We start from the raw sequence: 17,862 nt of genomic DNA, 5'->3' as shown, positions 1-17,862 counted from the left end.
TCATGGTAGAATTGCCGATACGCCGTCCCATACGAGCTTGGCTGCGATCAGCGCCATCACACCGTAGGTGAAGGGATAGAACACGTCCGGCCGCATCCTGCGCACGACCCAGGCTCCCGCCAGCGTCGCGAGCGGCGCCAGCGGCATCAAGAGCAGCGAGGTCGCGAGATTGGTCCGGTCGAACTGGCCGAGGGCGAAATAGGGCACGAGCTTCACCACATTCATGAAGGCGAAGAAGTAGACGCCGGTACTGGTGAACACGCGCGGGTCGAGCCGCAGCGGCAACGTGTAGACCTGGAAGGGCGGCCCGCCGGCATGCGCCACGAAGCTCGTATAGCCGGAGACGACGCCCCAGAACGCGCCCTTTGCCGCGTTCGGCTGCTGGCGGATGTGCCCGGTGCGGCGCGCCAGCGTGTAGAGCCAGCGGCCGACGAAGACGATCGCGACGACGCCGAGCATGAGGCGCACCATGCCGGCGGAGACGATCGCGGCAGTGAGCCAGCCAAGCCCGATGCCGACCAGCGAGCCGGGGATGGTCTGGGCGAGAATCGTCCGGTCGTAGCCGCCGCGCCAGGTCCAGAGCGACACCGCATCCATCAGGAGGAGGATCGGCAGCAGGATCGCCGCCGCCTGGACCGGCGATGTCGCCAGCGCCATCATCGGCACGCCGATGAAGCCGGCGGCGCCGCCCAGCCCGCCCTTGGACAGCCCGACGAGGATGACCGCCGGGACGGCGACGGCGTAGAAGATCGGGTCGGAGATCAGGGGAATCATCGCGCGGTCCGGGGCCAGAGGTCCGCAATAACCATGGCCGCCGCCTTTGGCGAGAGATGCTGTCTATCGGACGCCGTCTCGTCTATGCCAAAATCCAAACATGATCGCCGCCCATAGCGGGCGCACATCCGGAGCCCGCATGACCGACGAACTGCCGAACCGCTGCCGCCTCGTTCTCATTGCCGACCCGAAGAAGGGCGGCGGGATGGAGGCACCGCGCGTCCTCGACGCGCTGTCCGGCGGCGACGTCGCCTCGCTGATCCTTGTCGGAGGCGCCGTCGAGGATGCGGAGTTCCAGAAATACTGCGAGGCGATCGTTCCCGACGCGCAGGCGAGGGGGGTGGCCGTGCTGATTTCCGGCGACAGCCGCATCGTCGGCCGCGTCGGTGCCGACGGTATCCACCTGGAGACTGGCAAGGCGGAGATCGACGCGGCGGTGCGCAAGCATGACGGACGGCTGATCGTCGGCGCGGGTGGGGCCAAGACGCGCCACGACGCGCTCGAGCTCGGCGAGGCGCAGCCGGATTACATCTTCTTCGGCCGTTTCGGCTTCGACGCCGATCCCGCGCCGCATCCGCGCAACCTCGACCTGTCGCGGTGGTGGGCGGAGATCGTCAACGTGCCGTGCATCGCGCAGGGCGGATCGGAGATCGCCTCCGCCGAGGCCGTGGCCGCGACCGGGGCGGAGTTCGTCGCCCTGTCGTCCGCGATCTTCAACGGGACGATGAAGCCCTCCGAGGCGGTCGCGGCGGTGAACGAACTGCTCGACCGCACCGCTCCGAGGTTCGAGGAAGAATGAGACGAACGACGCCCGCCCTGCTTCTTGCCGCGCTGATCGCGTCGCCTCTGTCGGCTGCCGCGCAGGAGCCGAAGCCGTCGCAGGAACCCACCGACGCGATCGCTGCGCCCGCCAAGCCTGACGAGCCGGCGCCGGCCGCGAACGCCGTCGCGCCGGTGACACCGGTCACGCCGCCCGCGCCGACCGAGTCGTCGCCCCAGGCGTCACCGCCGCCGAGCCCCGCCGCGCCGACGGAAGCTGCGCGGCCGGGCATCGATCCGAACCGCTTCGGCGAGCGGCTGCCGGACAATGTGTTCGGAGCGTTCCAGCGCGGCGAATACATCACGGCCTTCAACCTGGCGCTGCCGCGCGCGCAGGCCGGTGATCCGGCGGCCATGACGCTGGTCGCCGAGATCTTTGCGCGCGGGCTCGGCGTGCCGAAGGACGAGAAGAAGGCGGTTGAGTGGTATGAGAAGGCGGCGCACGCGGGCGTGTCCGAGGCGAAGTTCCAATATGCGCTGATCCTGCTCGACGGGCGGCTGGTCAAGCGCGACGTGCCGCGGGCGCGGGAACTGATGCAGGCGGCGGCCGACGAAGGCAACCGGCTGGCGCAGTTCAACCTGGCGCAGATCATCATCGACCGCGAGCCCGGCCCGGCGGGCCAGCTCAAGGCGGTTGAATACTACATGAAGGCCGCCGAGGCAGGGCTGGCCGACGCGCAATATGCCGTCGCGCAGATCTACGCCAACGGTGCTGGCGGCATCACGCAGGACCTGCCAGAGGCGCGCAAGTGGCTGATACTTGCCGCGCGGCAGGGCTTCGACACAGCGCAGGTGGACCTCGCGACGTGGCTGGTCGAGGGCAAGGGCGGCGCGCGCGACATGAAGGCCGGCTTCGGCTGGATGCACCGCGCGGCGCAGGGCGGCAATGTCGCGGCGCAGAACCGGCTCGCCAAGCTCTATGTCGAGGGGCTCGGAGTCGAGCCGGACATCATCGAAGGAACCGCCTGGTATATCCGCGCCCGCCGCGCCGGCCTCTCCGACTACTACATGGACGACGTGATGAACGGGCTGACCGACGAAGAGCAGAAGAAGGCGATCGAGCGGGCGAACCGCCTCAGATAGCTTGCCTGTCGTGCCGATTTGTGGTCTTGGGGCGCCGAAACAGGCGGCTCCCGCTCTTCCCGAACATCCGGAACACGTTTTATGGCCAAGATCAGCGGCAGCGAAATCCGTCCAGGCACGGTGATCGAGCATGACGGCGGGCTCTGGGCCGCGGTGAAGACCAACACCGTCAAGCCCGGCAAGGGCGGCGCCTACAACCAGGTCGAGCTCAAGAACCTCATCAACGGCACCAAGCTCAACGAGCGCTTCCGCTCGGCCGAGACCGTGGAACAGGTGCAGCTCGAGCTGAAGGACTTCTCCTTCCTCTACGAGGAGGGCGACGCGCTGGTGTTCATGGATACCGAGTCCTACGAGCAGCTCGAACTCGCCAAGGATTTCGTCGGCGACCGCGCCGCCTTCCTGCAGGACGGGATGATGGTGACGGTGCAGCTTTACGAGGAAAGGCCGATCGGCATCGCGCTGCCCGACCACGTGACGCTGACGGTCACCGAAGCCGATCCGGTGGTGCGGGGCCAGACGGCCGCCTCGTCCTACAAGCCCGCGGTTTTGGAGAACGGCATCCGCGTGCTTGTTCCGCCCTTCATCGAGGCCGGCGAGCGTATCCTCGTCGACACCAACGAAATCAGCTACATGCGCAGGGCCGACTAGGATCGGCCAGCCCTCCCGCCTCGCGCGGAGGGCGGACAACGGAGCAGATTATGCCGCGTTCGGCGATCATCAACGTCATGGTTCAGGCCGCCACCAAGGCCGGCCGCTCGCTTTCACGCGATTTCGGCGAGGTGCAGAACCTGCAGGTCTCGCTGAAGGGACCCGGCGACTTCGTCAGCCAGGCCGACAAGCGCGCCGAAGAGATCATCCACACCGAGCTGTCGCGCTCGCGGCCTGACTATTCGTTCCTGATGGAGGAGAGCGGCGAGGTGGTCGGCTCCGACAGCCAGCATCGCTTCATCATCGATCCGCTCGACGGCACAACCAACTTCCTGCACGGCATCCCGATCTTCGCCGTGTCGATCGGGCTTGAACGGCAGGGGCAGATCGTTGCCGGTGTGATCTACAATCCGGCGATGGACGAGCTTTACACCGCCGAGCGCGGCGGCGGCGCGTTCCTGAACGACCGGCGCCTGCGCGTCGGCGCACGGCGCAAGCTTGCCGACAGCGTCATCGGTACAGGCATCCCGCATCTCGGCCGCGGCCATCACGGCAATTTTCTGATCGAGATGCGCCACGTGATGGGCGAGGTCGCCGGCGTGCGGCGGATGGGTGCCGCGGCGCTCGACCTTGCCTATGTGGCGGCCGGCCGGCTCGACGGTTTCTGGGAAACGGGCCTGCAGCCCTGGGACATGGCGGCCGGCATCCTGATGATCCGCGAGGCCGGCGGCTTCGTCTCCGACGGCGACGGCGGCACCGACATGCTGGAGAAGGGTTCGATCGTCGCCGGCAACGAGATCATCCAGAAGACGCTGCTGCAGACCATCCGCAAGCCGCTGCCGCGCACGACCTGACCTGCTTCACATCGGCGCACCGGCCGATCCTGCAACCAATCCGTCATGTTGGCATGCCATGCTCGGCCGCATGAGTGATCTCGCGCGCCCGCATTTCATGAATTTCAGGGTTCCTTCGAAGGCCGAACTGATCGCCGACGGCGTCGTCCATGCCGTCGGCATCCTGATTGCGATCGCCGTCGGGGCGGCCCTGCTCGCGCTCTCCGCCGGCCGCACCGGAACGGGCGAATACGTCTCGCTGATCTTCTATCTCGCTTCGCTGCTCACCGTGCTCGGCGTCTCCTGCGCCTACAATCTCTGGCCGCATTCGCCGGTGAAGTGGGTGCTGCGGCGCGCGGACCATGCTGGGATTTACCTCCTGATCGCCGGAACCTACACGCCCTTCCTCATGAACGTCTCCGATCCGCTCGTGTCGGGCACGATGATGGGAATTGTCTGGGGAGGGGCCGCGATCGGCATGGCGGTCAAGCTCTTCCTGCCGGGGCGATTCGACGGCCTTGCGATCGTCTTCTACCTCGCCATCGGCTGGAGCGGCGCGATCATGCTGCGCTCGCTGGCCGATATACTGCCGACGACCACGATCTGGCTGATCGCCGCCGGCGGGGCCGCCTATTCCTGCGGCGTCATCTTCTTCGTCTGGCGCAACCTGCGTTTCCAAAGCGCTGTCTGGCACGCTTTTGTGGTCACTGGAGCCACGCTGCATCTGGCCGCGATGACCGATTTCATGGTGGTGACGCGGTTCTGAAGGCGGGAGGACATTCCCCGCCTTTCAATTATGTCACAATTCCGGTTAGATTCGTGATCAAGATCGGACCCAGGAAAACGCAGAGGCGCGGCGATGGCATTGTTCAAATCTGCCGATATTGACGGTTTGGGCAGTGCATACGATCCCCAGAAACTCTCCTCTCCCCAGGTCTTCCTCCTGTCGATGCTGGTGTTCCTGGCGATCGCTGGCTTCGTCGCCGCGATCCTTTACCGGCAGATCTCGGCCGCATTCGTCACCAATCCCGGCCTGAACGGCCTCATCCTAGGCGTGCTCACCGTCGGCATACTGCTCGCCTTCGTGCAGGTCGGCCGGCTGTTTCGCGAAGTGAAGTGGGTGAATTCGTTCCGCGCCGGCAGCGAGACCACCGAGCCTGTTCTGCTCGCGCCGATGAAAGCGCTGTTGAGCCGCTCGTCCGCGATGACGCTCACCACCAACTCGATGCGGTCGATCCTTGATTCCATCGCGACCCGGCTGGACGAGAGCCGCGACATTTCGCGTTACCTGATCGGCCTGCTGGTGTTCCTCGGCCTGCTCGGCACGTTCTGGGGCCTGCTCGGCACAATCGGCTCGATCGGCCAGACGATCCAGTCGCTCGACCCTGGCTCGGGCGATGCGAACGATGTGCTCAATTCGCTGAAGGCGGGCCTGTCGGCGCCGCTGTCTGGCATGGGCACCGCGTTTTCATCCTCGCTGTTCGGTCTCGCCGGTTCGCTCATCCTCGGCTTCCTCGACCTGCAGGCCGGCCGCGCGCAGACGCGCTTCTACACCGAGCTCGAGAACTGGCTCTCCACGGTGACCGACCTCGGCTCGGACTTCGCCATCGATCCGTCGAAGGCCGGCACGTCCGACGAGATCCGCGCGCTGTCCGAGCGTCTGCGGATGATCCAGGAATCCGGCGGTTCGAACCAGCGCGTGGCGACCGCGATGGCGAGCCTCGCCGAGGGCATCTCCGGCCTCGTCAAGAACATGCGCAACGAGCAGCAGATGATGCGCGACTGGATCGAAGCCCAGTCCGACGAGCAGAAGCGCCTGCGCGAGACGCTGGAGCGTGTTGCCGCCGGCCTCGACAAGCGGAAAGCCAACTGAGATGGCGCTGGCGCGCGGCCGCCGCGAGCGGCGGACGATCGACTACTGGCCGGGCTTCGTCGATGCGTTGTCGACGCTGCTGCTCGCGATCATGTTCCTGCTGTCGGTCTTCGTGCTGGCGCAGTTCCTGCTCAGCCGCGAGATCAGTGGCAAGGACGAGGTGCTCGACCGGCTCAATTCGCAGATCAACGAGCTGACCCAGCTCCTGGCGCTCGAACGCTCCAACACGCAGGACGCGGAAGATTCGCTCGCAGGGCTGCGCGCCTCGCTCGAAAGCATACAGAGCGAGCGCGACCGGCTGCAGCAGCTGCTCGACCGTGGTGCCGGAGCGGGCGCGGTGGCCGACCAGAAGATCGGCGAACTGTCGGGGCAGCTGGAAAGCGAGAAGCAGATCAGCCAGCGGGCGCTGTCGCAGGTTGAGTTGCTCAACCAGCAGATCGCGGCGCTGCGCAAGCAGATCGGGGCGCTCGAGGCCGCGCTCGAGGTCTCGGAGCAGCGCGACCGCGAATCCAACACCAAGATCGCCGACCTCGGCCGCCGCCTCAACGTGGCGCTCGCCCAGCGCGTGCAGGAGCTCAACCGGTATCGCTCCGATTTCTTCGGGCGGCTGCGCGAGATCTTGTCCGACCGCGAGAACATCCGCATCGTCGGCGACCGCTTCGTCTTCCAGTCGGAAGTGCTCTTTCCGTCGGGTTCCGACGTGATCAATCCGGCGGGGCAGGACGAGATGAAGAAGCTCGCCGATGCGATCATCGAGCTGCAGCGCGAGATCCCGCCCGAGATCAACTGGGTGCTCAGGGTCGACGGGCATACCGACAATGTCCAGCTCTCCGGCACCGGCCGCTTCCGCGACAACTGGGAACTGTCCAGTGCGCGCGCAACCTCCGTCGTCAAGTTCCTGATCGCCAACGGCGTGCCGGCGAACCGGCTCGTCGCGGCCGGTTTCGGCGAGTTCCAGCCGCTCGACGCCGCCGATACCCAGGAAGCGCGCGACCGTAACCGGCGCATCGAGCTGAAGCTGACGGAACGTTGATCAAGCGTTGTTGGCGAGCTGGGTGCGGGTGAACCGCCATCGGACGAGCCCGAACTCCGACGGTTTGAAGGTCAGCACGATCTGGCGTGCGCGGCGCGGTCCGGCGATGCCGGCGAAGAACAGCGATTCCTCGATCTTCGGCACGACCTCCTCGCAGGAGAAGACCCAGAAGTCCGATCTTTCCCCGCCCAGCACGAAGCGGTCGGCCGAGTCGCGGTAGAGTTCGGTGTCAGGGTGGATGTGGAAGCGGATTGCCACCGTGTCGCGGTCGCCGCGGACAGGCGTGCCGCCCTGGCGGAAGAAACGGTCCGCGCCGTCGAGGACGGAGCCGCTGCGCGACAGCGTCAATTCGCGTTCGTGGAAGATGCCGAAGCGGGCGACGTAGCCGTTATGGCTGGCGACGAAGCTTTGGGAGTCGGCCGTGTCACGGCGCTCGCACGGCACCTTGGTCGGCCCGCCGATGAGCGGCGTGCCGATCTGGCGATGGACCTCCGGCGGGAAGCTGAAACGCGCCGAGGACGTATCGTTGATGGTGGCGGTCGAGTGTGCCGCCGTCGCGCGCGCCAACGGCCGGTAGTCGTCGGGGCCGTAGGCGTCGACGCCCGAATTGACGATGTATTGCTGCCGCGCCGACGACAGTTCGAACGACAGGCAGCCTGCATGCGCCTGGTGCGAGACCTCGAAGGGAGGCGCGATGCCGGTGTCAGCGATGACGGTCGTGCCACCCATCGCAAGCCGCTCGTAGCCGGAATAGGGCGCATGCAGCAGCGGCGCGCCCGCCGTGTCGTCGTGGCGCAGGATCGCGGCCAGCCTGTCGGCGATGGTCGGTCCCATGCCGTTGAAACGGGCCAGCCCGCCGTCGCTGTGTCTGAAGAAACGCAGCGCCGGCAGCATCCGGTCGATCGCGCCCATCAGCGCCGCCGGCGGGGCCTCGGCTTGGTTTGCATAGGTCTGGCGCAGCGGCAGAAGGTCGGCCAGCAGTTCGAGCAGCGCCATCGGATTGCGCGAGATATGCCCGCCGTCCGGCAGGATCTGCCGGTCGAGTTCTTCTGCCAGGTGGCGGGTCGCGCTGCGCAGCACGGAGCCCGGAACCGGCAGCGACAGGGCGGCGAAGGTGAGCGCGATGCGCGCGCGCAGCAGCTCCTCTCCGTCGGCCATGTAGCGGGCGACGAACTTCAGATAGCGCACCTGCACGGCGAGCGATTTGAGATAGGAGCGGTAGAAGGCGAACTCCGCCCCTTCCAGCACGACCGTCGAGTGCTGCAGCCACGAGATGATTCGCCGGGCCGTCACCGCCGGGTCCCAGGCCGGTTCGGTGATGCGGCCGCCATACATGGCGATCCAGTCGGTGGCGAGCGCGCGCGCATTCGCGGAGGCTAGCTCGGTGCCCGCCTCGCGCATGTGGCGCAGCCAGCGGAAGCTGTGCAGCGATCGCTGCCATTCACGCGACGCGCCGACCACCTGGAAGGGAGAGGCGCCTCCGGTCTCGATCATCTGCCCGGCAAGCGGGTAGCGGCCGTGATAGATGTCGTCGGCGATCTGTGGGTCGGGAAGGCGCAGGTCCGGTGGCGCGACGAGGATGCGCTCCGGCGTGCGGCCGGAAAAACGCCAGCGATAGGCCGGCCCCGCGGCGAGCCGCCGGCCGAATCGTCGCCAGTACGCACGGGCGACGTAAGCCCAAAGGGCCGGACTCTGTCCCCTTTCGAGCGCCAATATGTATGCCTTCCTCACCGCCCCAACGGGCGAAAATACCTGATTCAATACTTTGTGCGAGCCGTAACGTTCAAAAAGCGATGGACAACCCGGCCGGGGGGCAGAAGTTGCGTCGCGCCAGCACGGCTGGCGGCGGGGCCTTATGGTTGATGGTTCCTTAAGGATCAAGGCGATAGGCTGCCTTCTCCTGTTGGTTCACCGGTGCGAGCATAGTGTGAAACGCCCGATCCTCATTGCCGTTCTTGCTGCGCTGTCGACCGCCGGCCCGCTTGTGGCGCAGGCCGAGGCGCCGGCGGAGCTGGAGGTGCGGCAGGCGCAGACGCGCGGCGAATACGAGCGCATCACCAGCGAACTCAGCCTTTCCGACAGCCGGCAGAAGACGCTGTCGGACGAGATCGCGCGGCTGCGGAAAGACAACGCCTCGATCACCTCCGCCCTGATCCAGGCCGCCAAGACGGAAAAGAAGCTCTCCGAAGACGTGGCGGCGATGGAAGACAGGCTCGCCGAACTGAAGGACCAGCAGGCCGCGATCCGCGCCTCGCTGTCCGAGCGCCGCGAGGTCCTGGCCGAGGTGCTGGGCGCCCTGCAGCGGATGGGCTTGAACCCGCCGCCCGCCATTCTCGTCCGGCCGGAGGACGCGCTGGCCTCTGTGCGCAGTTCGATCCTTCTCGGCGCGGTGGTGCCGGAACTGCGCGAGCAGACGACGGTGCTTCTCGCCGACCTCACCGAGCTGGCGCGGCTCGGCGAGACCGTCGCCACCGAGCGCGAACGGCTCGTCTCGACCATCGCGGAGCAGGCCGAGAGCCGCACGCGGCTGTCACTTTTGCTTGAAGAGAAGCGGAAGCTGCAGGAGGGCTCGGAGCAGACGCTTCGAAACGAACAGCTTCGCGCCGCCGATCTCGCGGCCAAGGCCGGCAACCTGAAGGACCTGATCGCCTCGCTGGAAGCAGGCATCGAAGCCGCCCGCAAGGCCGAGGAAGAGGCGAGACTGGCCGAGGAGGAGAGGGCGCGGAAAGAGGCCAGAGACGCCGAACGCCGCGTTCCCGAGCGGAATCGCCTGGTGGAGGCGGCACCCTTCCCCGCCTTGCAGGGCACCCTCGCCCTGCCGGTCGCCGGCAAGAAGATCCGAGCCTTCGGGCATGTCGACGAGGCCGGAGTGACCGCGTTCGGCGACACGGTAAGGACACAATCGGGCGCAATCGTCACAGCGCCGTCAGACGCCACGGTTTTGTATGCCGGTCCGTTTCGTTCCTATGGCCAACTCTTGATCCTCGATGCCGGCGGCGGCTATCATGTCGTTCTGGCGGGGCTGGGCAGAATCAGCGTTTCGCAGGGTCAACCGGTACTGGCGGGAGAGCCTGTGGGCGCAATGGGCGAGACGCGGGTCGCAAGCATGTCCGCGGAAGGCAGTGTGAATGCGCAGCCGGAACTCTATATTGAGTTCCGCAAGGACCAAAAACCCGTCGATCCCGCCCCGTGGTGGCAGGCTCGCAGATGATCTGGAAGGGCAGGCAATGATTCGTAAGGTGTCGCTTCTGTTCGCGGGTGCGCTGATGGGCGCTTCCGCCATGAGCCTGGTCTATGGCGCACCCGGCTCCAGCGCGAATGCCGCCGGTTCGTCCGAGACCTATCGCCAGCTTGCCATCTTCGGCGACATCTTCGAGCGGGTGCGCGCGCAGTATGTGACGCCGCCCGAGGAGAAGAAGCTGGTCGAGAGCGCCATCAACGGCATGCTCTCCTCGCTCGATCCGCATTCGTCCTATCTCAATCCGGACGCCGCCAAGGACATGCGCGTCCAGACCCGCGGCGAGTTCGGCGGCCTCGGCATCGAGGTCACGATGGAGAACGAGCTGGTGAAGGTCATCTCGCCGATCGAGGACACGCCGGCCGCCCGTGCGGGCGTGCTGTCGGGCGATCTGATCTCGCAGATCGACGGCCAGGAAGTCCGCGGCCTGACGCTTGAGGAGGCGGTCGACAAGATGCGCGGCCAGGTCAACACGCCGATCGACCTGACGATCGTGCGCGAGGGCGCTACCGAGCCGATCAAGGTCACGATCATCCGCGAGACGATCAAGGTCCGCGCGGTGCGCTACCGTGTCGAGAACGATGTCGGCTACATCAAGATCAACTCCTTCACCGAGAAGACCTTCGGCGACCTTCAGGCCGCGATCCAGTCGATTCGCGACAAGGCCCCGGCCGCAGGCGTGAAGGGCTACGTGCTCGACCTGCGCCTCAACCCGGGCGGCCTGCTCGACCAGGCGATCAGCGTGTCGGACGCCTTCCTCGACAAGGGCGAGATCGTCTCGACGCGCGGCCGCGACCCGGAAAAGACCGAGCGCTACGACAGCCGGCCGGGCGACCTGATCGACGGCAAGCCGCTCATCGTGCTGGTGAACGGCGGATCGGCCTCGGCCTCCGAGATCGTCGCTGGCGCGCTGCAGGATCATCGCCGCGCGACCATCCTTGGCACCCAGACCTTCGGCAAGGGCTCCGTGCAAAGCGTGATCCCCCTGCCCGAGAACGGTGCGCTGAAGCTCACGACGGCGCTCTACTACACGCCGTCCGGCTCCTCGATCCAGGGCAAGGGCATCACGCCCGACGTGAAGGTCGAGCAGCCTCTGCCGGAGGAACTGCAGGGCAAGGATCTGTCCCGCGGCGAATCGGACCTTCCGGGCCACATCAAGGGCAACCAGGAGGGCGAGGAAGGTTCGGGCTCCGCCGCCTATGTCCCGCCGGATCCGAAGGACGACATCCAGCTCAACTACGCGCTGGACCTGATCCACGGCACCAAGACCGACGCGGCCTTCCCGGCCAATCCCGCCAAGGCGGTGATGAACCAGTAATACGGCCCGGCCGGCGGAGCGATCCGCCGGCCGGCCTCTCCCTGCGTGTCGCCGGCGTTTCTCGGCATATCATCGAGACATCCGCTGGAGCGTCCCCTGAACAGCAGCATCGAGCAGCCGCTTGGCCAGACTGGTCCGGCCCGCAAGGGTGGATTCGGTGCGCGCCGCGTGCCGCTCGGCGTGCTGACGCTCGGCGTCGGAGCGCTCGCCGCCTCGACCTTCATCGCGATGCAGGGAAGCGGGCTCAGGATGCCCGTGCACGAGACGATATCCGTGCCGGAGGTTGCCGCGGCGCCCGTCGAGCCGGCGCCGGTGAAGACGACCCCTCCGCCGAAGCCCAGGACGGACGGTCCGGCGATCATCAAGGTCCAGCCGGAGGCGGCCCCCTCGAGCGGGACGATCGTCATCCGCGATCCCGCCGCGCTTGAGCGCAATCCGCGCACAGCGCACCTGCCCGATCGTGACCTGATCGAGGACAGCCCGACCGGCCCGCTGCCGGTTCGCGCGATCGACGGACGGCGGCCTTTCGACGTCTATGCCGGGGCCTGGTCCGGATCGCGCGGCGCCAAGGTGGCGATCGTCATCGGCGGCATGGGTCTGTCGCAGACGGGAACGCAGGCTGCGATCAATGCGCTGCCGCCCGAGGTGACGCTCGGCTTCGCCTCGGCTGGCAACAGCCTGTCGCGCTGGATGCAGACGGCGCGGCAGCGCGGCCACGAGATCGTCATGCAGGTGCCGATGGAACCGTTCGACTATCCGTCGGTCGATCCCGGGCGCGATCCGCTCACTGTCGACGCCGATCCGCAGGAGAACATCGATCACCTCCACCGGGCCCTGTCGCGAACCACCAACTACACCGGTATCATGAACTACATGGGCGGACGTTTCGTCACCGAGCGCGAGGCGATGACGCCTGTCATGCAGGAACTCGGCAAGCGCGGGCTGATGTATCTCGACGACGGCTCCAGCGCCCGCAGCGTCGCGCCCGAGCTTGCGCTAGGCAGCGGCGTGCCGTTCGCGGCCGGCGATGCGACGATCGACGGCGTGCGCGCGCGCGGCGACATCCTGAAGAAGCTCGACCAGCTCGAGGCGACGGCGCGCGCGAAGGGCTCGGCGATCGGCATCGGCTCAGCCTTCGACGTGACGGTCGAGGCGGTCACGATCTGGGTGGCCGAGGCGAAGAAACGGGGCATCGAGATCGTCCCGGTCTCGGCCCTGGCGAACGATCCGGAAGGTGGACGCTGATATGGCGAAGAAGAAGATCGATCCGGAAACGCTGCCGTACCGGCCCTGCGTCGGCATCATGGTGCTGAATCGGGAGGGGCTGGTCTGGGCCGGGCGGCGCATCGCGGAGCCGGACAGCGAGATGTCGGGCGCGGTCAAGCTCTGGCAGATGCCGCAGGGCGGCATCGACAAGGGCGAGGACCCGCTGCCGGCTGCCTACCGCGAGCTTTACGAGGAGACCGGCATGAAGTCGGTCTCGCTGCTGGGCGAGGCGCCGGGCTGGTTCAACTACGACCTGCCGCGCGAGGTCCTCGGCATCGCGCTCAAGGGCAAATATCGCGGCCAGACGCAGAAATGGTTCGCCTTCCGCTTTGAGGGCGACGAAAGCGAGATCGAGATCGATCCGCCGCCGGGCGGCCACACGGCTGAGTTCGACCGCTGGGAATGGAAGCCGATGGAGGAGCTTCCCGACCTGATCGTCCCGTTCAAGCGAGCGATCTACGAACAGGTTGTTTCGGCGTTCCGGCACCTGGCCAGATAGGCGGGTGATTTTTGCTTGCATGACGAATGCGATCGCCCCACATTGGCGGTGTGTTCAACGAACTGGAAGGAGGTGATCCGATGTCGAGTGTTGTCGTTTCCAAGCGCGTGGCCTCGGCGGATTGCCCTTTCGGGAAGCAGCCTTCCTGAACTGGCGCATGATGCGCGGCCGGTGACGGTGTCACCGCCAGGGTCGCGCCCGCGGACGAAACACGGAAAGGCCTCCCTCGCGGGAGGCCTTTTCTTTTTGCTTTATGTGGATCCAGTTCAGGCGGCGGCGCTTATGCGAAAGTCGTTCCCTTCGTCTTCGTCGGCCTTTCGGCCGGCGGCGGGCTGGGACGTTTCCTCATAGGTCCAGACCTCGAACTTGCTGAGGACATGCGCGCCGAAGGTGTGGACCAGCGGCACGTCGGTCGCATCGCGACCGCGGGCGACCACGACCCGGCCCGTGCGCGGCTTGTTGTGGCGAGGGTCGAACGTATACCACCTGCCGCCGACATAGGCCTCGACCCAGGCGCTGAAGTCCATCGGGGCGGGGTCTGCCGGCACGTTGATGTCGCCGAGATAGCCGTTGACGTAGCGGGCGGGGATGTTCATCGCGCGGCAGAAGGCGATCGCGAGATGGGCGAAATCGCGGCACACGCCCACGCGCTCCTCATGCGCCTGCGCGGCCGTGCGGGTCGAGCGAGCGTAGCCGTAGCCGAAGGACAGCCGGTCGTGCACATAGTCCACGATTGCCTGGACGCGCTCCCAGCCGGGCCTGGTCTGGCCGAACAGGTTCCAGGCGAGCGTAGAGAGATGGTCGGTCTCGCAGTAGCGGCTGCCAAGCAGGTAGCCAATGCATTCGGTGGGAAGCTCGGCCACCGGCGTTTCCTGCGCGTCCGGCGCCACGGGATCCAGAAGGCCGCTGTCCTCGACCACCGCGTCATATCGCATGGTGAACCTGCCCGCGGGCGCGACGAACCTGCGACAGCGATTGCCGTAGGCGTCGACATAGGTCTGCGTATTGACCATCGGCGTTGGCAGGAAGCCGGCCTCCCAGCGGATGTCCTGTCTGCGGTCCGAGTGAATTTCCAGGGCCGTCACGACAGGCGTGTCCTGCGGCAGATCGAGGGCTAGTTCGTAGCCGAGACGAATGAGCATTGGTGGCACCGATGTCTAGAAGGAACTGGTTGCATCTCAACGCCCAATCCTGGAATCGGTTCCAGCGCCCGGCTCAGAAGTCGGTGGCGATGCCTTTCACTTCCCAGTCCCCGTAGCGCACCGGCTCCTCGCCGCCGCGCCCACCGATTTCCTTCGGCGGCGCCGGCTTGCGGCGGGCGGCTTTTCTGCGCGCCTCGGCCTCGGCCAGCGCGCGCTGGGCCGCGGGCGAAAGCTCGCGCGGCGCGGGCGGCGGTGTCTCGGCTTCGTCGGCCATCGTCTGCTCCCGATATTGAAGTGGCTCAGCGCCTCCACCATCATATATAGCGTTATCAGCGCCGGAGACAGTGTCGTCGCCGGCAACCGGAGACCTCGATGAACCTGATCCGCACTGCGATGCTGCTCGCCGTCATGACGGCGCTGTTCATGGCCGTCGGCTATGCGATTGGCGGCTCGGGCGGCATGATGATTGCCTTCCTGATCGCAGCCGGCATGAACATCTTCAGCTACTGGAACTCGGACAAGATGGTGCTGAGGATGCACCACGCCGTCGAGATCGACGAGCGCAACGCGCCGGAATTGTTCGAGATCGTGCGTGGCCTGTCGCAGAATGCCGGCCTGCCGATGCCGAAGGTTTATCTCATCCAGAACGACCAGCCCAACGCGTTTGCGACGGGACGCAATCCGCAGAACGCGGCGGTGGCGGCCACCACCGGCCTGCTGGAGCGCCTCTCCTACGAGGAGGTGGCGGGCGTGATGGCGCACGAGCTGGCGCATATCCAGAATCGCGACACGCTGACGATGACCATCACCGCGACGCTCGCCGGCGCGATCTCGATGCTCGGCAATTTCGCCTTCTTCTTCGGCGGCAACCGCGACAACAACAATCCGCTCGGCGGCATCGGCGTGCTGATCGCGATGATTGTGGCGCCGCTGGCTGCGGCCGTCGTGCAGATGGCGATCAGCCGCACGCGTGAATATTCGGCCGACCGGCGCGGCGCGGAAATCTGCGAGCATCCGCTGTGGCTCGCCTCGGCGCTCGGCAAGATCGCGGGTGCCGCGCAGCGCATCCACAACCCGGATGCCGAGCGCGCGCCCGCGACCGCCCACATGTTCATCATCAATCCGCTGTCGGGCGAGCGGATGGACAATCTCTTCTCCACCCACCCGAACACGGAGAACCGTATCGCGGCACTCCGGAAGATGGCGGCCGAGTTCGAGGCCCAGCCGGCGCCGCAGCCTCAGGCGCGCGCTGGGCGGCCCGCGCGGACCAGCCAGGCGCCTGCCGATCCGCCGAGGGCCGAGGAGCCGAAGGCTGCCCGCCCCACCTCCGGCCCGTGGGGAGCGCCCTCGCAGGAGCCGAAGGAGCCCGAGGCGCAGACGCCGCCAGAGGCGCCGAAGTCGAATCCCTGGGGCCGCAATCCGACCGGACCGCGCAAGGGCCCGTGGTCGTGACGTCGCCCGCGCGGGCGAAGCGGAAGGCCCCTTCGAAAACTGGCAGGGCAGTGCCGGCGGCATCCGCGCCCGGCCTTGCTGCTCGCCTTGCGGCGACGCGGCTTCTGGCGGCGGTCGTTGAGGCCAGGACGCCGCTCGACGGCATGACGGATGGCCAGCACGGCCATCCGCAATACCGCGCGCTCGACGAGCGCGACCGTGGACTGGTACGGGCGATCCTCGTCTCGGCGCTGCGTCACCGCAAGACGATCGAGGCGATGATTGCCGAACGTCTGGACCGGCCGCTGCCTGCCAATGCACACACGCTGTCGCATATCCTGCACGTGGCGCTGGCGCAGATGCTCTTCCTTGACGTGCCCGACAGCGCGGCGGTCGATCTCGCGGTAGAGCAGGCCAAGGCCGATCCGCGCACGCAGCGCTTCGCCTCGCTGGTCAACGCGGTCCTGCGCGGGATCGGGCGCGACAAGGAACAGGCGCTGCCGCGCCTTCTGTCCGCCACGCGCGACGCGCCCGACTGGTTCGTGCGGCGGATGGAAGCGGCCTATGGTGCCGCCCAGACCGACGCGATCCTCGCCGCGCACCGGCTCGAGCCGCCGATCGACTTCACGGTGAAGAATGACGCCGCCGGCTGGGCAGAGAAGTTTGGCGGCATCGTCCTACCCACGGGCTCGGTCCGCCTCGCCGGGCTCGACCGCGCCGTGTCGGACCTGCCGGGCTATGCCGAAGGCTCCTGGTGGGTGCAGGACGCCGCCGCGGCCCTGCCGGCGAAGCTGATGGGGGATGTGGCCGGCAAGCGCGTCGCCGACCTGTGCGCCGCGCCCGGCGGCAAGACGGCGCAGCTCGCGGTAGCCGGTGCGAAGGTCACGGCTGTGGAGATTTCAGCCAACCGGCTGAAGCGCCTGGCAACGAATCTTGCCCGCCTGGGGCTCGAAGCCGAGCTGGTGTCGGCCGACCTCACGACGTTTGAGCCGGCGGAACAATTCGAGGCAGTCCTGCTCGATGCGCCGTGCTCCTCGACCGGCACGGTCAGGCGTCATCCGGACGTGCTGTGGACCAAGACGGAAGCGGACATCGCCAAGCTCGCCGAAGTGCAGCGCGCCCTGCTCGGGCATGCCGCGCGTCTCGTCAAGACCGGCGGGACGCTGGTCTTCTCCAACTGCTCGCTCGATCCGCTGGAGGGCGAAAATCTCGTCCGCGCATTCCTCGCCGAAACGCCTGATCTGTCGCTCGACCCGATCCGACCCGACGAGATCGCTGGCATTGCCGGATTCGTAACGCCCGATGGCTTCCTGCGTACCACGCCGGCCGGACTGCCGATGGAGACCGCCCAACTTTCCGGCCTCGACGGCTTCTTCGCCGCGCGCCTGAGGAAGCTCTGATCCGCGCTCAGGCGCGGTGGTAGGGATGCCCCGACAGGATGGTCGCCGCGCGATAGAGCTGTTCGGCGAGCATGACGCGCACGATCTGGTGCGGCCAGGTCATCGCGCCGAAGGAGAGGACGAGGGAAGCGGTCTTCCTGAGATCCGGGTCATGCCCGTCCGCCCCGCCGATCGCGAACAGGAGCGAGCGCGCACCGCCGTCGCGCAACTCGCCGATGCGGGCGGCGAAGGCTTCGGAGCCGATGGATTTTCCGGTTTCGTCGAGGAGAATCAGGGCGGAGCCCTGGGATGCCGCGCCGAGCGCGCGGCCTTCTTCCTGCTTGCGCAGCGCCGCGGTCTGGGCGCGGCTTTCGGCAATCTCGGCGACACCGGCCCATTCGAGCCCGATGGCCGGTCCTGCCTTGGCGAAGCGGTCGAAATAACGGGCGGCGAGATCCCGCTCCGGGCCCGCTTTCATGCGGCCGACGGCATGAACTCCAATCCGCATCGACAGTCGAAGCTACGG

The 17,862-nt window shown here is 67.0% G+C and carries 18 protein-coding genes; 13 read left to right on the top strand and 5 right to left on the bottom strand.

All coding sequences use genetic code 11. The features are described 5' to 3' along the window. The gene (locus B9Z03_RS26495) at positions 1 to 774 is read right to left on the bottom strand and encodes a sulfite exporter TauE/SafE family protein (RefSeq protein ID WP_085466970.1); all 774 of its coding nucleotides are present in this window, start codon (positions 772 to 774) and stop codon (positions 1 to 3) included. Positions 775 to 913: 139 nt separating this feature from the next. Here B9Z03_RS26495 and B9Z03_RS26490 point away from each other — a divergent pair, with 139 nt between their 5' ends. The 7 genes from B9Z03_RS26490 to B9Z03_RS26460 all read left to right on the top strand — a co-directional run bounded on the left by B9Z03_RS26490 (position 914) and on the right by B9Z03_RS26460 (position 7,063). Beyond that, entirely contained in the window at positions 914 to 1,573 is a 660-nt protein-coding gene (locus B9Z03_RS26490; protein ID WP_085466969.1) for a thiamine phosphate synthase, read from the top strand. Next, positions 1,570 to 2,676, top strand: coding sequence for an SEL1-like repeat protein (locus B9Z03_RS26485; protein WP_085466968.1), 1,107 nt, complete (start codon positions 1,570 to 1,572; stop codon positions 2,674 to 2,676). The genes B9Z03_RS26490 and B9Z03_RS26485 overlap by 4 nt, the downstream gene beginning before the upstream one ends. Before the next feature lie 81 nt (positions 2,677 to 2,757). Further along, positions 2,758 to 3,324: an elongation factor P gene (gene efp / locus B9Z03_RS26480; RefSeq protein ID WP_085466967.1), complete on the top strand. Its 567-nt coding sequence runs from the start codon at positions 2,758 to 2,760 to the stop codon at positions 3,322 to 3,324. Between the two features lie 50 nt (positions 3,325 to 3,374). Further along, positions 3,375 to 4,178 (top strand): inositol monophosphatase family protein, encoded by an 804-nt coding sequence (locus B9Z03_RS26475; RefSeq protein ID WP_085466966.1) that lies wholly within the window; start codon positions 3,375 to 3,377, stop codon positions 4,176 to 4,178. 70 nt (positions 4,179 to 4,248) lie between these two features. Beyond that, complete coding sequence (trhA, locus tag B9Z03_RS26470) at positions 4,249 to 4,923, top strand: PAQR family membrane homeostasis protein TrhA (RefSeq protein WP_139832399.1); 675 nt, start codon at positions 4,249 to 4,251, stop codon at positions 4,921 to 4,923. A 93-nt stretch (positions 4,924 to 5,016) separates the two neighbouring features. Beyond that, complete coding sequence (locus B9Z03_RS26465; protein WP_085466964.1) at positions 5,017 to 6,030, top strand: MotA/TolQ/ExbB proton channel family protein; 1,014 nt, start codon at positions 5,017 to 5,019, stop codon at positions 6,028 to 6,030. Position 6,031: 1 nt separating this feature from the next. Further along, positions 6,032 to 7,063 carry a peptidoglycan -binding protein gene (locus tag B9Z03_RS26460; RefSeq protein ID WP_085466963.1) on the top strand — a complete coding sequence of 344 codons (1,032 nt, stop codon included), beginning with the start codon at positions 6,032 to 6,034 and terminating at the stop codon, positions 7,061 to 7,063. Here B9Z03_RS26460 and B9Z03_RS26455 read toward each other — a convergent pair whose 3' ends face one another. Then, positions 7,064 to 8,776 (bottom strand): heparinase II/III family protein, encoded by a 1,713-nt coding sequence (locus tag B9Z03_RS26455; protein WP_085466962.1) that lies wholly within the window; start codon positions 8,774 to 8,776, stop codon positions 7,064 to 7,066. It abuts the gene before it with no gap. A 214-nt stretch (positions 8,777 to 8,990) separates the two neighbouring features. Between B9Z03_RS26455 and B9Z03_RS26450 the strand changes: the two genes are divergently transcribed. Genes B9Z03_RS26450 through B9Z03_RS26435 form a run of 4 tightly spaced genes read left to right on the top strand, consistent with a single transcriptional unit; the run spans position 8,991 to position 13,384 of the window. Then, a complete protein-coding gene (locus B9Z03_RS26450; protein ID WP_244561852.1) occupies positions 8,991 to 10,274 on the top strand; it encodes a murein hydrolase activator EnvC family protein in 1,284 nt (427 codons plus the stop codon). Positions 10,275 to 10,290: 16 nt separating this feature from the next. Continuing rightward, positions 10,291 to 11,619: a S41 family peptidase gene (locus B9Z03_RS26445; RefSeq protein WP_085466960.1), complete on the top strand. Its 1,329-nt coding sequence runs from the start codon at positions 10,291 to 10,293 to the stop codon at positions 11,617 to 11,619. A gap of 45 nt (positions 11,620 to 11,664) precedes the next feature. Beyond that, a complete protein-coding gene (locus tag B9Z03_RS26440) occupies positions 11,665 to 12,864 on the top strand; it encodes a divergent polysaccharide deacetylase family protein (protein ID WP_244561851.1) in 1,200 nt (399 codons plus the stop codon). A gap of 1 nt (position 12,865) precedes the next feature. Beyond that, positions 12,866 to 13,384, top strand: a complete 519-nt coding sequence (locus B9Z03_RS26435) for an RNA pyrophosphohydrolase (RefSeq protein WP_085466959.1) — start codon at positions 12,866 to 12,868, stop codon at positions 13,382 to 13,384. A gap of 266 nt (positions 13,385 to 13,650) precedes the next feature. Here B9Z03_RS26435 and B9Z03_RS26430 read toward each other — a convergent pair whose 3' ends face one another. Both B9Z03_RS26430 and B9Z03_RS26425 read right to left on the bottom strand, forming a co-directional pair. Then, the gene (locus B9Z03_RS26430; RefSeq protein WP_085466958.1) at positions 13,651 to 14,526 is read right to left on the bottom strand and encodes a transglutaminase-like domain-containing protein; all 876 of its coding nucleotides are present in this window, start codon (positions 14,524 to 14,526) and stop codon (positions 13,651 to 13,653) included. Between the two features lie 73 nt (positions 14,527 to 14,599). Continuing rightward, on the bottom strand, positions 14,600 to 14,800 hold the full coding sequence (locus tag B9Z03_RS26425) for a DUF1674 domain-containing protein (protein ID WP_085466957.1): 201 nt from the start codon (positions 14,798 to 14,800) through the stop codon (positions 14,600 to 14,602). A gap of 98 nt (positions 14,801 to 14,898) precedes the next feature. Between B9Z03_RS26425 and htpX the strand changes: the two genes are divergently transcribed. Both htpX and rsmB read left to right on the top strand, forming a co-directional pair. After that, positions 14,899 to 15,978 carry a zinc metalloprotease HtpX gene (gene htpX, locus B9Z03_RS26420; RefSeq protein ID WP_085466956.1) on the top strand — a complete coding sequence of 360 codons (1,080 nt, stop codon included), beginning with the start codon at positions 14,899 to 14,901 and terminating at the stop codon, positions 15,976 to 15,978. Continuing rightward, positions 15,969 to 17,357, top strand: a complete 1,389-nt coding sequence (gene rsmB, locus B9Z03_RS26415) for a 16S rRNA (cytosine(967)-C(5))-methyltransferase RsmB (RefSeq protein WP_085466955.1) — start codon at positions 15,969 to 15,971, stop codon at positions 17,355 to 17,357. Before htpX ends, rsmB begins: the two co-directional genes overlap by 10 nt. 7 nt (positions 17,358 to 17,364) lie before the next feature. Here the strand turns inward: rsmB and rlmH are convergent, their stop codons facing one another. Then, positions 17,365 to 17,844 carry a 23S rRNA (pseudouridine(1915)-N(3))-methyltransferase RlmH gene (gene rlmH / locus B9Z03_RS26410; RefSeq protein WP_085466954.1) on the bottom strand — a complete coding sequence of 160 codons (480 nt, stop codon included), beginning with the start codon at positions 17,842 to 17,844 and terminating at the stop codon, positions 17,365 to 17,367. Positions 17,845 to 17,862 lie beyond the last annotated feature (18 nt).

Origin of the sequence: Mesorhizobium australicum (genome assembly GCF_900177325.1) — a bacterium.
Lineage (GTDB): Bacteria > Pseudomonadota > Alphaproteobacteria > Rhizobiales > Rhizobiaceae > Mesorhizobium_A > Mesorhizobium_A australicum_A.
This window is presented reverse-complemented; position numbering and strand designations above follow the sequence as displayed.

Coding starts and splice junctions, on each gene's coding strand:
- B9Z03_RS26490 (WP_085466969.1), top strand. CDS start 914: ATGACCGACGAACTGCCGAACCGCTGCCGCCTCGTTCTCATTGCCGAC.
- htpX (WP_085466956.1), top strand. CDS start 14,899: ATGAACCTGATCCGCACTGCGATGCTGCTCGCCGTCATGACGGCGCTG.
- rlmH (WP_085466954.1), bottom strand. CDS start 17,844: ATGCGGATTGGAGTTCATGCCGTCGGCCGCATGAAAGCGGGCCCGGAG.
- B9Z03_RS26495 (WP_085466970.1), bottom strand. CDS start 774: ATGATTCCCCTGATCTCCGACCCGATCTTCTACGCCGTCGCCGTCCCG.
- B9Z03_RS26465 (WP_085466964.1), top strand. CDS start 5,017: ATGGCATTGTTCAAATCTGCCGATATTGACGGTTTGGGCAGTGCATAC.
- B9Z03_RS26445 (WP_085466960.1), top strand. CDS start 10,291: ATGATTCGTAAGGTGTCGCTTCTGTTCGCGGGTGCGCTGATGGGCGCT.
- B9Z03_RS26425 (WP_085466957.1), bottom strand. CDS start 14,800: ATGGCCGACGAAGCCGAGACACCGCCGCCCGCGCCGCGCGAGCTTTCG.
- efp (WP_085466967.1), top strand. CDS start 2,758: ATGGCCAAGATCAGCGGCAGCGAAATCCGTCCAGGCACGGTGATCGAG.
- B9Z03_RS26475 (WP_085466966.1), top strand. CDS start 3,375: ATGCCGCGTTCGGCGATCATCAACGTCATGGTTCAGGCCGCCACCAAG.
- B9Z03_RS26435 (WP_085466959.1), top strand. CDS start 12,866: ATGGCGAAGAAGAAGATCGATCCGGAAACGCTGCCGTACCGGCCCTGC.
- B9Z03_RS26430 (WP_085466958.1), bottom strand. CDS start 14,526: ATGCTCATTCGTCTCGGCTACGAACTAGCCCTCGATCTGCCGCAGGAC.
- B9Z03_RS26485 (WP_085466968.1), top strand. CDS start 1,570: ATGAGACGAACGACGCCCGCCCTGCTTCTTGCCGCGCTGATCGCGTCG.
- trhA (WP_139832399.1), top strand. CDS start 4,249: ATGAGTGATCTCGCGCGCCCGCATTTCATGAATTTCAGGGTTCCTTCG.
- B9Z03_RS26460 (WP_085466963.1), top strand. CDS start 6,032: ATGGCGCTGGCGCGCGGCCGCCGCGAGCGGCGGACGATCGACTACTGG.